Source organism: Ralstonia sp. 24A2, from assembly GCF_051783885.1.
Lineage (GTDB): Bacteria > Pseudomonadota > Gammaproteobacteria > Burkholderiales > Burkholderiaceae > Ralstonia.
The window spans coordinates 1,356,109-1,369,560 of record NZ_JBPVZD010000003.1 but is presented as its reverse complement, the minus strand read 5'-3'; the positions used below and the strand labels follow the sequence as shown (position 1 = coordinate 1,369,560).

At 62.1% G+C, this 13,452-nt stretch carries 14 protein-coding genes; 3 read left to right on the top strand and 11 right to left on the bottom strand.

Translation table 11 applies throughout. The features are described from left to right. Positions 1 to 8: 8 nt before the first annotated feature. From ACS13N_RS23745 to ACS13N_RS23695, 11 genes are all read right to left on the bottom strand, one after another. Positions 9 to 1,130, bottom strand: a complete 1,122-nt coding sequence (locus ACS13N_RS23745) for a beta-ketoacyl-ACP synthase III (RefSeq protein WP_438934043.1) — start codon at positions 1,128 to 1,130, stop codon at positions 9 to 11. A gap of 153 nt (positions 1,131 to 1,283) precedes the next feature. Then, a complete protein-coding gene (locus tag ACS13N_RS23740; protein WP_438934042.1) occupies positions 1,284 to 1,589 on the bottom strand; it encodes a hypothetical protein in 306 nt (101 codons plus the stop codon). Between the two features lie 41 nt (positions 1,590 to 1,630). Next, positions 1,631 to 2,443: a DUF3304 domain-containing protein gene (locus ACS13N_RS23735; RefSeq protein WP_438934041.1), complete on the bottom strand. Its 813-nt coding sequence runs from the start codon at positions 2,441 to 2,443 to the stop codon at positions 1,631 to 1,633. 87 nt (positions 2,444 to 2,530) lie between these two features. Then, complete coding sequence (locus ACS13N_RS23730) at positions 2,531 to 2,806, bottom strand: hypothetical protein (RefSeq protein WP_438934040.1); 276 nt, start codon at positions 2,804 to 2,806, stop codon at positions 2,531 to 2,533. Between the two features lie 23 nt (positions 2,807 to 2,829). Then, a complete protein-coding gene (locus tag ACS13N_RS23725; RefSeq protein WP_438934039.1) occupies positions 2,830 to 3,060 on the bottom strand; it encodes a hypothetical protein in 231 nt (76 codons plus the stop codon). 215 nt (positions 3,061 to 3,275) lie between these two features. Beyond that, the gene (locus ACS13N_RS23720; RefSeq protein ID WP_438934038.1) at positions 3,276 to 4,982 is read right to left on the bottom strand and encodes a T6SS phospholipase effector Tle1-like catalytic domain-containing protein; all 1,707 of its coding nucleotides are present in this window, start codon (positions 4,980 to 4,982) and stop codon (positions 3,276 to 3,278) included. After that, positions 4,982 to 5,449 (bottom strand): DUF3304 domain-containing protein, encoded by a 468-nt coding sequence (locus ACS13N_RS23715; RefSeq protein ID WP_438934037.1) that lies wholly within the window; start codon positions 5,447 to 5,449, stop codon positions 4,982 to 4,984. The genes ACS13N_RS23720 and ACS13N_RS23715 overlap by 1 nt, the downstream gene beginning before the upstream one ends. A 43-nt stretch (positions 5,450 to 5,492) precedes the next feature. Then, positions 5,493 to 5,786: a hypothetical protein gene (locus ACS13N_RS23710; protein ID WP_438934036.1), complete on the bottom strand. Its 294-nt coding sequence runs from the start codon at positions 5,784 to 5,786 to the stop codon at positions 5,493 to 5,495. A gap of 78 nt (positions 5,787 to 5,864) precedes the next feature. Continuing rightward, positions 5,865 to 6,749 carry a DUF4123 domain-containing protein gene (locus tag ACS13N_RS23705; protein ID WP_438934035.1) on the bottom strand — a complete coding sequence of 295 codons (885 nt, stop codon included), beginning with the start codon at positions 6,747 to 6,749 and terminating at the stop codon, positions 5,865 to 5,867. Next, positions 6,746 to 9,631 carry a type VI secretion system Vgr family protein gene (locus tag ACS13N_RS23700; RefSeq protein WP_438934034.1) on the bottom strand — a complete coding sequence of 962 codons (2,886 nt, stop codon included), beginning with the start codon at positions 9,629 to 9,631 and terminating at the stop codon, positions 6,746 to 6,748. Before ACS13N_RS23700 ends, ACS13N_RS23705 begins: the two co-directional genes overlap by 4 nt. 171 nt (positions 9,632 to 9,802) lie before the next feature. Next, complete coding sequence (locus ACS13N_RS23695) at positions 9,803 to 10,537, bottom strand: hypothetical protein (RefSeq protein WP_438934033.1); 735 nt, start codon at positions 10,535 to 10,537, stop codon at positions 9,803 to 9,805. A 289-nt stretch (positions 10,538 to 10,826) separates the two neighbouring features. Here ACS13N_RS23695 and ACS13N_RS23690 point away from each other — a divergent pair, with 289 nt between their 5' ends. The 3 genes from ACS13N_RS23690 to ACS13N_RS23680 are packed head-to-tail and all read left to right on the top strand — an operon-like array spanning position 10,827 to position 13,440. Next, complete coding sequence (locus ACS13N_RS23690; RefSeq protein ID WP_438934032.1) at positions 10,827 to 11,687, top strand: M15 family metallopeptidase; 861 nt, start codon at positions 10,827 to 10,829, stop codon at positions 11,685 to 11,687. A gap of 36 nt (positions 11,688 to 11,723) precedes the next feature. Beyond that, the gene (locus tag ACS13N_RS23685) at positions 11,724 to 11,993 is read left to right on the top strand and encodes a PAAR domain-containing protein (protein WP_438934031.1); all 270 of its coding nucleotides are present in this window, start codon (positions 11,724 to 11,726) and stop codon (positions 11,991 to 11,993) included. A gap of 7 nt (positions 11,994 to 12,000) precedes the next feature. Continuing rightward, entirely contained in the window at positions 12,001 to 13,440 is a 1,440-nt protein-coding gene (locus tag ACS13N_RS23680) for a hypothetical protein (RefSeq protein ID WP_438934030.1), read from the top strand. Positions 13,441 to 13,452: the final 12 nt, after the last annotated feature.

The window sequence follows — 13,452 nt, the reverse complement described above, 5'->3', positions numbered from 1 at the left end:
CCGGTGGCCTACCGCTTCTGAAGGGCGACGCTGCCGATCGAATAGCCCGCGCCAAACGAGCAGATCAGGCCCAGATCGCCCGACTTCATATCGGCGCGGTGACGGTGGAACGCAATGATCGAACCCGCCGACGCCGTGTTGGCAAACTCATCCAGAATGACCGGCGCTTCGTCCGCCGAGGCGTCGTGCCCGAGCAGGCGCTTGCCGATCAGTTGGTTCATCGCCAGGTTGGCCTGATGCAGCCAGAAGCGGCGCACATCCGCCGGCGTGCGCCCCAGGTGCTGCAGATGACCGGCGATATGCTCAGCCGCCATCGGGCAGACTTCCTTGAACACCTTGCGGCCTTCCTGGCGGAAGAGCTGGTCGCGGTCATCCGGGTTGCGGTCTTCGCTGCGCGAGAGGTAGCCGGCGTTGTTGCGGATGTTGTTCGAGAAGCTGGTCGCGCACTTGGTGCCGAGCACGCGCCAGGCATCCGTCGAGCGGGTGGCTTCCGCGCGCTCGACCAGCACGGCCGTGCACACGTCACCGAAAATGAAGTGGCAGTCGCGGTCTTTCCAATCCAGGTGGCCGGAGGTGATCTCAGGGCTCACCACGAGCGCTGCACGCGCGGTACCACTGCGCACGGCGTTGATCGCCTGCTCCAGCCCAAAGGTGGCCGACGAGCACGCAACGTTCATGTCGAACGCATAACCGCCCGCGCCGATGCCGTTCTGGATTTCGACACCCAGTGCCGGATAGGGGCGCTGGAAGTTGGAGGTGGCGCAAAGCAGCATGTCGACATCGGCGGCGTCACGGCCGGCAGCTGCCAGGGCCTCGCGCGCGGCCGCCACGCCGATCTCGGCCTGCAAGGACAGCGCATCGTCCGGGCGCTGCGTCAGGTGCGGGCGCATGCGCGCCGGGTCCAGCACCCCGATCTTCTCGATCACATAGCGCTGGCGGATACCCGAAGCCTTCTCGATGAATTCCGCCGACGATTCCGACAACGGCGCCAGCTCGCCCGCAGCAATGGCCGCTGCGTGTTCCGCATTGAAGCGCTGTGCGTAGGCGTTATAGGAGGCAACCAGCTCCTCGTTGGTGATGACCTCCGGCGCGACCCACAGGCCCGTGCCGCTGATAACAACGTCGTGCATACCCGGTGTTTGTGAAATTTGTGTGGCGGGGACGATAGCACATTGGGGGAGGGGTAGGCCGGGGTCGGGTCTTGTCGTTTACATCTAGTCCTCGTCAGCGTGACTGCAGAAACACGCGCGTCGCATGGGGGTAGCCCCATCTCCGTAAGAGGCCTACACAAACCCACCGACAACCCCCACAAGCACCAGTCCGACCATCAATCCGAGCACGCTGATCTTGAATGTCTGGTGCGTCAGCCCCATGACAAGCGTCCAGATCACGCCGCCGAGTGCCAGCGCACCTGCGGCAAGCACGGCAAGAAATCCGACACCCCAGTCCTGGCTATTGCCGCCAAACGTCAGGATCGCCCAGCAGGTCAGCGCCGCAACGGGAAAGATCGCGACACCTCGAATGAAGTCTCGCTTTTGCACCGCGTCAGCGCCATTCGGCGCGCCTTCTCGATTTTCTCTTGTGGCCATGCATTGGGCGCTTCAATTGAACAGCTGAGGGATATGGCCTTCTACGGCGCAACCGCCGATGCATCATCAGAACCCAGGCTGGCGTCCGCCCCTTTCAACGGATAGTCCGGATGCCTCAAGCCATACAGCGTCACGAACACGCGGATGTCTCCGTTGCGCAGGAAATGCACCGAGAACTGCCCGGTGCGCTTCGCGTCGTACTCAGGCACCGGTACAACGCGCTCCTGGTAGTGCTCGTCTCGTTCGTCAGTCCAGCCAATCGTCGCGGTCAGTCCTGATCGCCAAGGGTTAGGGATGGGCGCACAACACGCGAACTTTCCGCCGCCCTGATGGGCGCCCAGAAACCCTCCACCACCACGGCCGTTCACCGTAAAGTGGCCAATAGCCGCGTTGGTATGGTTGTAGCCGACGATGCTTGGTGCGATGGTCTTGTCCTCGCAACTGCCAAGCAGACCGCCTGCCACGACCGCTACCAGAACCAGCCCCAGCAGCATTGGGGCGATGCCCTTGAAACCGCGGACAGGCCGCTGACTCAACCTTGCCCCAAGCGACCCGACAAGCTGATCGCCATCTGACAGCCGACGGTGACGCGGCCGAACAAGGAAATACCAGTAGGCCACTGGCGGTGTGATCAGCAATCCGGCCGGCGCGCCGTAGATGCCCAATAACAGAGTGCCCAGCAGGAAATCATCCGCGCCGCAGCTCAGCGACTGATCTACGCACGCCACGACCAGGAAGAGGAGGCCGGCCAGCACGATGCCGATGGCGGGCCCCACAACAAAAGAAAGCGCAAAAGCCCACTTCCTCCAATGGGCGCGCGCTCCGTTGGAGACTGGTACCCGAGCTGCACTCATGTCGTGAGCAGAACCTTACGGCCGTGCAGGAAGTACATGTTCAATGTGCCTCTTCCCACGAATGTCTTAGTAGGTACGACTGCCCCGTTACTGCTGCGGCTTTGCCCACAGCGGACTCTTGTTGTCCGAGGCCAGCACCTGCGCGAGCACGTCTGCATCGGCATCACGAGCCGGCGCTGCATTGTTCTTGCGGGAACGCACGACCTTGGAGCGCTTCTTTCCGTGCTTCTTCGCCTGAGCTTTGGTCTTCGTGCTAGCTTGAACGGTGTTGGCAGAGGCTTGAGACGTCGTGGTCATCTGAGCGCCGATGCTGGCGTTCATCCAGACGGCGGTGAGAAGGGCTGCAGCGATTTTGTATTGCATCGTTCTGAGAGAGGTTGATTGATTTAGAAGAAGGGGCCGACCAAGAGAAATGCCAGCGCCGTGACGCCCAGCACGATCACTCCGCCCACGCCGATCAGGGTATAGGCGATGCTTCGGGCAGTCTGCCTCTTGCTGGCGGCAGTGCTGGTTACGGGCTTACCGCTCTTGTTGTCTTGGCGCTGCGCGCCGTAAGTCATCAGCAGCAACACCTCACCGAGCAGCATGAAGAGCGCGGCGATTGCGAAGATGATCATGATGATCGGGCGTAAAGCAAAAACGGGACGCTCGGGTCGAACATATCTGCGGCATATCCGTAAGCGCTATCAACGAACACTCGGTACCAGCAATAGGCTCACGAAGCACCACCGCAGACTGAAACTGTTCGCCCTCACCGAGCCATTCCAATGAAAAGTTTCTCGGGGCTGTGTGACGGCGGGCAAATCCGGCCACCTCGGCACGCCGTAGCAGCCTATTCACCACCTTTGTCATAAACCGTGCGGTTGCGCATATGGCCACGATGGTTAATGGTGAATTCATCCACACCATCCTGTGCAAAGCCGGCCATCGAGTCGTGGACATACTTATCGAACAACGTCACGAGCGCCGGCGGTGTCTCTCCCACCCGATGCATGGCCTCCCACATATCCAGATCTTCCTTGATGAAGCCCTTGTTCAGGTTGTCCCGCATGCTCGGCGTGGTATTGGTAAAGGTCCCCTGACGCCCGTTCTTCACCCATTGGTAGTACGCAAACTCCCGGTCATGATCTGCCACGCGCTTGGCATTGGCATATTTACGCTGGAAATCCTTGCACTGCGACTGGAAGTGGCCGTTGGTCAACTCCAGGAACTTCGCATCATCGGCAGGCGCGCCCTGGGTCTTGGCTGTTGATACGAATGAGTCCAACCTGCGAAACCGATAAAAGCGATAGCGATCCATGCACCGGTTCAGCACCTCCTCGGTCGAGCCGCTCACCTTGCAAGCGCCGACGTAGGCATTGAAGTCGTCGAGCAGTTGATCGGACGGGGTAAAGTTTCTTTTCTCCCGCGCGGTCATCGCGTCAAAGGGTTTTAGCGGAACACCGGCAGCAAATGCCTCCTTGTACATGTGGACGCAAGGCACCAGCGCCAGGAAATTGTACGAGTCGACGCCGGGCGAGGAGCTGCGCCCTTGCGTATTGGGCCTGTAGCCGCCCCCCACGTCCGAATGCGCGCCGGGGTAGGCTACCTCTACGCAATTGCTGGGCAACACACCCTTGTAACGCACTGAATCGAGCGAGAAGCAAGCCCGCACCTCATGTGAAGCCACATAGTGCACGCAGCGCTGAATGGATGGATGAATGCGCAAGGCCTTGTTGGCCCAAGCTTGATGGCCTTCCATCGTCAGCAGGTCGGCCCCGATTACGCCAACCGAGGCCACTGTGTCAAAGATGCCCAGAAAGATGATGCGCACCGGCACACCTGCCAGCGTGTGCCCAGCACCAGCCGGTTCGCACAACAGTTCGTAAAAAGCATTGCAGAACGCGCGTGCCTGAGCGGCACCGCGCGAAAAACCGAATACCGACACGGTGAACTGCTGCACCTTTGGCTTGGGGTCGCTTTTGAGAATCGCGGCAAGTTCCTTGGCTTTTGCCTTGATACCAGCTCTGCCCGTTTCGACCGACCACGGGTTGCTGCTCCACCCAGCTGCCAGCTTACCGGCGTCATTGTCGGGCACGAGCGGCCCGTTCTTCACGGCCCGATGCAAGGCGTTCAGCGTTTGCAGCAGCCCCCAGAAGATGCGTGCCTGCCCGCCGTAAGCGGCCGCCTTGCCGGCCGTGGCCTTCGCCCCTTCGTGTTGGGTTTCGCCCACTAGGGGGAACGGTGTACCGACGCCAGGAACGTACTCCGAGCGAAAAAAAGCCGATGGGGTGGCGCTCTTCTTGTCCTCGCTGTCACGGTGCGCCATCCAGAGTCTGACTACATTGCTCTGCTTGTTCTGGGGCAAGTCGTCGTCACGGTTGTTGCCCGTGCCGTCGAAAAACATTCCCAGAAAGACCGTAGTTGAGCAACTAGGCTTGTTCTTTTCCGGCAACGTACACGAGAGCGCCTGTGCACGCCGAATCAGGTCTTTCTTGGAATTGGCCAGCAGCTCACTTTTGGCCAGAGCAGGTGCCATCGAAACAGCCGGGTTACCCATCAGTCCTTCTCCTTCGTCCACTCATCGTGCAGCGGATTGTTGGGACTGCGCAGATCCCAGTTGGTGATGACCACCTTCACCGTGTCACCGCCATAGAAATGCACCTGCAACTCGCCAGGCTCGTCGTAACGCGGGACATCCACGCGCTTCTCATGCCAATTCGAGTCGGGGTCAGTTTCGAGTTGCCACTTGACCGTGACCTGTAGTCTGTCATGCCAGCGTTCAGGAATCATCACGCAACACAGGCTGCGCCCACCCCCCGTCTTTGCATCGCTGATACCTCCCCATGTGCCATCGACGTAGAAGTTGTCTACCGTGGTGTGAGTGTGGTTGTAGGGCACGATGGAAGCCGTCGCACGACGAGTACCGGCATGCCACCAGTCGTAGGCCCACCACGCCAATGCCAGCACAGCACCTGCGCCAAGTACGACACCGGCGTTGCGAAGCCAGGGCTTGGGTATTTGCACGTTGAATGACTTCCTTGAAAAACAAAATCAAAAAGCGGAGACTCTATATGAACCGCAATTGCAGCCGAATCAAAAAACAAAGCGACAATGCAAATAAAACAAGTACAGCCCAACCCATCACTCTATATTTCTTTCGAAATAACGGAAGCGAAATTAGGAGCACCACGTATACGGAAATTGAAATAAATATCGTGTACCAAATCCATGCATACCCCTGCCCATCTTTCCGATAGAAACCACGTGCAATAAGCCAGGCAATGGTGCCACCCGTCAACACGCTGGCCGGCAAACCAAGCAGCAAGTAGGCAATCATCAGCACCAAGGAGGGCTTCTTCATTCTGAAACAATTTTCCTACTTTCATCAATGTGGCACTTGAGCGAATCCATGGACTACGAATCCGGTCAAAAGTATCTTTCAAATAACTCCTCGATCCAGCAACACCTGCCCTAGGTTACCGGCAGTCCAGGTTTGGGTTTCCAACACGTCTTGTATGGTCGCCAATATCGGGGATTGGGTGTCTAGCCCCTCCGTAGCCATCGCCAACACGGCGATGTCGACCAGATTTTCGACGCGATAGGCAGCCGCCTGTGCGCAGGTGCGCACCATATCTGCATGCGCTTCGCTGGGCAGTAATGTAGGCGAAACAGCGCCCGGCATTTCCCGTTGCATGAAGTCGAGAACCGCGTCGGGTTGGGTCCGGCTCATGAGGGCATCCAGTTGCGCCTGGTCTAGCTCCAGTCTCTGCGCGGCGTTGCCTGGCGCCAGCTTCGGCAACAGAGACGGCATGCCCGTGCGGTTGATGACCATCCACGCAGTGGTGGGGGCGCAATAGCTCCGCCACTGGTCGGCAAGCAAGATTTGCGGGAGTTCTGTTAGCACTCGGGTATCCGCAAAACGCACCAGCATTTTTTGCGATTCTGGCAGATGCGCCCAGTACGCCAAACGCCAAGCGCTCACCAAGTCCTGCGCTGTACCCGTGCTCGCTACCAGACTCATCATGGGGCGGCCACTGCAATGGGCAAGGAGACGCGTCAGCGCCGCCTGGCCGGGTGCTTGCACGCTCAGCGGTACAAGCAGGGGGGCAACCGTGGGTAGGCCAACGACGATTTCGCCCTCATAGCAGTTGACGGCACCAGACAGATCGTTGTGAGGCGCTGCACCATGATCGAAAGCGCTGTCGATCAAGGCATACCAGCGGGCGTTGCGATGGAGATCGCACTGACTGCGCCAGAAGGCCACTACGGCGTCAATGTCGGTTTGGTCTTGGCCAAACCATTGGAATGGGCCCAGGGTTGTCATACGGATGCAAATGGACTGCCTGCCGCCAATGCCTTGAGCATGCACTCAACGCAGATGCTTTGTGGGAACGACGGCAACGGATAGTCCGCATTCACCGGCCCCTGAAACTGCCGCTGCGCCGCCTTATACGTAATCGGCCCAGCGCACTCCACCGTAATGTTCCCGCCCTCGATCGTGATCGACGCCCCACCTGCCGTGGCGATGCGAATGCGCTTGGCCGCCGCAAAATCCACGTTCATGTTGGCCGACACCAGCTTCAGGTCTTGCTTGGCCATCAGTTTGAGCACGTCGTGCTGGGCCTGCACGTCGATGTTGTCCTGCCCCGCAGTGATCTGCAGTCCGATGTTGTTGTCGCCCGCCTTGGACAAACCCGCCGCTACGCCAATAGCCTGACCGGCGTGCATGCGCGCCTGTTTGCCGATGGCGAGGTTGGTGTCCTGGCCACTGCCCAGGGCGATGCTCTCGCCGTTGGAGAGCTGCAAGTCTTGCCCGGCCACCATCACCAAACCTGCACGGCCAGCAAGGTGCACCATGGCTTCGCCTTGCTGCGGCACCTTGCCTTGCGTGGCGGTGTTGCCGGCGCTGGCGTCTTGCTTGGCGGCATCCAGTGCTTTGCCGTCGACCATGCCGGCCGCTGCTTTGCTTTGCTTGCCGAGCGGCGCGTCGTCGTCCTTGGCGGTGGCGAGTGCCGTGGTCTGGTGCATGACGGCGCCTTGCCCCAGCGATGCGGTCAACGCCTTGGCTTGCTTGATGAGCGCGATGCCCGCCGCGTTGTCGCCGGTGGGCACAGCTTTGCCGCTGGAAGCGTCACGGTAGGTGGTGAGCAGCAAACCCGCTTGACCGCGCACAGCCGCGTGCCCATCTGTACGCAACTCGAAGCCCTGTCCGCGGAAGCTGCCGCGCCGGTTGTCTTGCTGATGAACGAGGTGGCCGAGGTTGAGCTGGCTGTACTGCTGCGTGGTGCCGAGCTGCGTACGCAACTGCCCATCGCTGTCGTCAAACACGAGTTGGTTGTAGCCATTGCCGCCGTGCTCTGCACTCTTGAAGCCGGTGTGCGCGGCGGCGTTGCGGTGGCCTTCGGCTTCGGTGCCCATGCCGTGCCACGCGGGGCTATGGCCGCCGGCCAGGTTGCCTTGTGCGCTGGCAGCGCTGTCGCTGCCTTGCTTGTAGAGCGCGGTGCCATCGCTCTGGCTGGATGCGCCTTGCCCACCCGGCGTGGGCGCGATACCAGCTTCGCCCTGTCCGTTGTACAGCGCGCCAATCACGACTGGCTGGTCGATGTCGTCTTCGCTGAACTTGACCAGCACTTCCTGGCCGATGCGGGGCAGCCACTGCCAGCCCATGCCTGAGCCAGCCTGGCGCTGCGCGACACGCACCCAGCGGGTGCTGCGGTCGTCAGCACGCTCGCCTTGTTGCCACGGGAAGCGGACGCGGATTTCGCCGGCAGGGGTTGTGTGGTGTTCGCCGTCGCCACCCGCCTGGGTCTGGCCGTCGGGGCCGACCACGATGGCGCTGTGCACACCCTGCGCGGTAGGCGCGGCGTACAAGCGCCCCGTCTCGGGTTCCGTCACAGCGGGGCGCCACGGGCGGCGGGCATCGCTCGCACGGAACCAGCCAACATAGCCATGCTTGCGTGCGGCAGCAAGCAGATCGCCGGTGGGTGCAAGGCGCTCGACCGATTCGTCCACCTCCTGGAAGCCGAACACGCCGGGGCCGGATTCCGGTGCGTCGGGCGGCGTATCGAACAGTAGCGACGCATCAAGCCCACCCAACCGCTGGCCCAGCGCCAGATGTGTGTCGGCCGTCAGGTTGTTGATGCCGCAGTGCTCGACCAGATCCATCAGCAGCGGATACGGTGCGCTGGCGTCAGCATTGGGGTCTTGCGGCAGATGCGGGCAGTCCCTCACTTGCAGGCGAGTGCCGCTGCGCAGCGTGCGCACCGTGCCACGGCCGGAGAACAGCAGCGCACGCGCCTCCAGGCTTTCCATCACCTGTTCGGCAACGCGCTGTGCGTTGGCTGCGTCGGGCGCCAGCGATGGGCTGATCGACAGATAGGCGTCTGGGCTGCCGGATGCGGCACCTGCGCGTGCCGGCGCATGGCCACGCACGCTGTTCTTGCCTTCCGGGTCCCATGCGGCCACAGCCACGCCGCCTACCGTCGTGCGGCTATGGCAGGCGAGTTGTTGGATGGCGTCGCTTTCTTCCTGGCTGTGCGCACGGTGGTAACGAATACCACCATCGGCAGCCGATTCCGTGTCTTCCGCCAACTGCGTGCTGTCGGCAAAGATCACCAGCGTGTGGCCACCATGCGCCTGCTCGTCTTCCACCGTGGTAAAGCCAAGCCCGGCTTCCGCCAGCAGGCGCGTGACGAAGTGGTAGTCGGTCTCGCGAAACTGCGCGATGTGGCTGCGCGTGCCGAAGTCGCTCATGCGCGCCTCGGCGCCCGCGGCATAGCGCCACGACGCGTACGGTGCGTACGGGTTCAATACCTGTTCAAAGATGTCCGCCAGCGGCCGGTTCTGAAACACCTGGCTGTGCCGCTGCTGCGTCGCCAGCCAGAACCAGGGCACGACGGTCAGGCGATAGCGCGTCAGGCTGCCGTCTGCGCCAAGCTTCTCTGCCAGGCGGATGAGGCCAGTACGTTTGGTTTGCGTGCCGTTGGCCAAGGTCGTGACCAGCGTCACGCGTTGACCAAGCAAGGATTTGAGCGCGATGCGTGCGTTGGCGCTGACGGCCACCACGCGCCACTCGAACAAATCGGAGAGCGCCTCGCGGCCGAGCCACGCTTCCACCGCCAGGTCGGCCAGCGGGCCTTCGCCTTCCAGGGCATACAGACGATGCGCCGGAGCAAAGAGGTTCTGGAGAAGGGTCGTTACGTCCATTCGCTGTCCGATACTGCAACGACGGGCGCATCACGTGAGAACGATGACGTGAAGCCGGCGCGCATGCATTGTGTGGGCGGCGCATTGTCCCGCATTGCGCCAGCCGCCTGATTAACGCCCGGCAACACAAACATCGCCCGGCGATTGCCCTTCCGGACATCCACCGAGCGGCTATTTCCCCTTGTAACTGGGTTGATTGGCCGGTTGATTGGCGTTTTGCGGCGCAAGCAATGCCGCCAGCAAATCGGCATCTGGATCATCTGGCGCCAATCCGCCTTTACGGTTCTTGGCTTTTGTCGCGGCTTGCGGCTTTGCCTTTGTAACTTGCGCAACCTTGACCGGTGTATTGGTGGATTTTGCAACCAGCTTGGCGGTTTCCACCTTGGCTTGCGGCGTATCACCCGATTTGGCCGTCACGGCTTGCTGCACCGTGGTCGAGGTATGGGCATCCTTTGCAGGGGCATCGGCAGTTGCCTTGGCGGTTTGCTCATCCTTGCCCGGCTTGTCGAGCGCGTGCTCGTCGTTAGGGGTCACGTTGACGATCGTGGCCGCGGGGGCTGCCGCACTCTCACTGGCTGGCGCTCCAGGCGCGGTAGCCTGCGCAGGCTCGGCCGCGGCCTGCTGTGTGGCAGCTGGTGTGGCAGGCGCAGCGTGTTCCGCCACTTGCGGTGCACTCTGATCGCCCGACGGATTCAGCACGATCCACGCCCCGACGCCCGCCAACAGCACGGCGATGACCGCAGCGATGCCATAGCGACGCCCCAAACTCTTGGGCGGATTGCCACCTGCCCCGACCCTGCCTTCCAGGCTCGCGAGGATGCGTGTATGGCCAGCCTCATCAGTTTCAGACTGGGAATTGAAGAGCGTCGGAGGCCCTTCTTTTTTCAAATCGCCGTTATTACTCATCACGGGTCAAGAATTGAAATAGAATGCGCGGCGAGCGTATGCGTATCAAAAACAACGTCCGAGCATCAGGTACAACAAAACATGCCGATTCCGGTTGTGGCTGCTGATTCTAAGTCTGGCCTAGCTGAAAGACAAATGGTTAGGAAAGGCACACGCTTTCTTTATCGTTTGTTAATAAAACAGAACCAAAAATCGGCTGAATCTTTATCGTTTCATAATATTTTCAATCCCTGAATACAGATATAAATCAGGCTGAATTGATGTAGACGCCTACGCTCCGCAGGTCGGTATGGTTTTCGCTGTTCTCGCTCTCTACTTCGTCGCCATGGTGGTGGTGGCTGCGGTGCTGCTGTTGCCGTCGGTTCGGCAACGCTGCGCTGCGGTCGTGCGCGCACAGTGGCAGCGCCTGAGCGCTGGTGCGGCCGTGGTCGGCGCGCGCTCGGCAGGCTCGTTGCGCGGGTCGGTAGACAGCGCAGCGTCAAATGCGTCTGCGTTCAAGCGGTTCGTAGCGCGCCGCAAGCTGCTGCTGGTGGGCGCGCTGGGCGTGCTGTCGGTGCCCCCCATCGTGGCGCTGGCGCTGCGCGAGCAGCAGTCGTTCGAGTTTGACGATGACCAGGTGCGCGAGCCGGACCCGCACATCTCTGCGCTGCTCAACGGTGAACGGCTGATCCCGCCGCCACCGCTGCCGCCCGAGGTGTTCACCACGCGCGAGGTCGAGCTGATCCGCCCGGCCATCCGCGATGCGAGCCGCGACTGGAACCTGCTCGACGCCGATTTCCGCCAGCGGCTGCTGCTCGTCTACAAGATCATGCGCGACGAACACGGTTACGAGATGGCGCTGCTCGAAGGCTTCCGCAGCCCCGATCGGCAAGCCAAGCTGGCGGCGATGGGCAGCAACGTCACGCAGGCTGGGGCGTATCAGAGCTACCACCAGTACGGCCTGGCAGCAGACAGCGCGTTCTTCCGCGACGGCAAGCTGGTGATCAGCGAGAAGGATCCGTGGGCGATGCGCGGCTACGAGTTGTATGGGCAAACGGCGGAGTCGGTCGGCCTCGTGTGGGGCGGCCGCTGGAAGATGATGGACTTGGGCCACGTGGAGCTGCGCCGCAAGGGCGTACTCGGCAAGCGTCCCGACGTGCCAGTCCAATGATGAATCGATGAATCGAACACATACGGGGAGCATGCAATGACACGTCCCTTCATCCTGCTGGGTGACAAGACGGACCACGGCGGTGTGGTGATCAGCGCGTCGGGCAACACGTCCACGGGCGGCAAGGGCATCGCCTGTGTGGGCGACAAGGTCACCTGCCCCAAGCAGGGCCATCACGGCACCACCGTCATCGTCACCGGAGATCCGAACGTCATCATCGACGGCAAGCAGGCTGCGCGCCACGGCGACAAGACCGCCTGCGGCGCCACGCTCCTGTCCAGCCAGGGCAACACGGGCAGCATCTGAGAACGACATGGCTGCACGACTCTTCCGGTCCGGATTGACGCTGCTGGCAGCGTTCGTGGTGGTGTGGATTGCCGTCATCGTGTGGTGGCAGTCCACCAATCGCATGCCGAGCACCGCCGACATCGTCACCTACCTGTTCCTGCTGCCGCTGGGCATGGTGATTGGCTACTGGGTCATCAAGCGCGCGCTGGACGGCATCCGCTCCAACGTTGCCGCGGGCCGTGAACTCTCGGCCGCAGCGCCCGCTGCTGCTGCCAAGAGCGATGGCACACCGGCCGACCCGCAAGATGCGACCCGCCACTGGCGTGCCGTGCTGCTCGCCAGTGCGTTGCGCGCCCCCGGTGGCAGCGATGCGGCATCGTTGGTCGATGCCGTGCAGGCCAGTGCTCAGCCGGGTCTGACCGACGTCCAGGGCTTTGGTCAGCAGATCTTTGCGGCGCCAGTGGATGGCCTCGACATCGAAGACCTACGCAGCGAGCTGACGGAACGCCACCCACACGTGGACTGGCTGGACGAACAGTTGCGCGCGTTAACGCTTGCCGGGCAGGTTGCCGAAGAACTTGCGGCCCATGCCGTCGCGCAGCATCCCGAACCCACTGGCCTCGATGCCACGCGGCTCGTCATCACCGCCCTGCTGCCGCGCGAGTGGACCCCGCAACAGCAGACCACCGCAGATGCTTGGTTGCGCCAGCGCATTGGCATGATCTGGCCCGCCGATCACCTCACCCTTGAGCCGATCACAGCCAAGGGCGATGCCGATGCCCTGCTGCTGCTCGATCGCGCCACGCAGGCCGTCAACCGCACAAGCGACGAACGCGTGCTGCGCATGCTGGTGGTAGCCGACTCGCTGATCGGCCCCAGCGCCGTGGAGCAACTGACGCAGCACAAGCAGTTGTTCGAGGCCAACCGCCAATATGGCCGCGTGCCGGGCGAAGCCGCCGCTGGCGTATTACTCTGCGCGCCGGCCCTCGTTATGGCCCAAGCAGCGCAAGCCAACCCGCCCGCAGCTGATACGGGGGATGACGCCCCGCCGGCCAGCATCACGATCACCCGCGCCAGCGTGGCCCGCCTGGAAGCACCCACACCCGATCGCGGCCAGCCGCAACTGGAAGCCCTTGGCGGCGCGGTACGTCACGTGCTGGAGGCGCTTGCTGCCGCTGCCGATGCAGAGCCACTCGTCGCCAGCGTCGTCACCGACACCGGCATGCACCCCGTGCGCACCGTGGAGGTCGCACGCATCTTCTCTGAACGCTTTCCCAAGCTGGACGTGGCCGCCGATCTGCTGCCCCTGGGCACGCCGTGCGGCTACGTCGGTGCGGCGGGTGCCCTGCTGCCAGTGGTGGTGGCGCACCAGTTGAGCCAGCAAAGCGGCAAACCCGTGCTGGCCATCACCGCCAACGACATCCAGCAGCGCGGCGCCATTGCGGTGGTGCCGAGCCTGACCTAATCCTGAATCCCG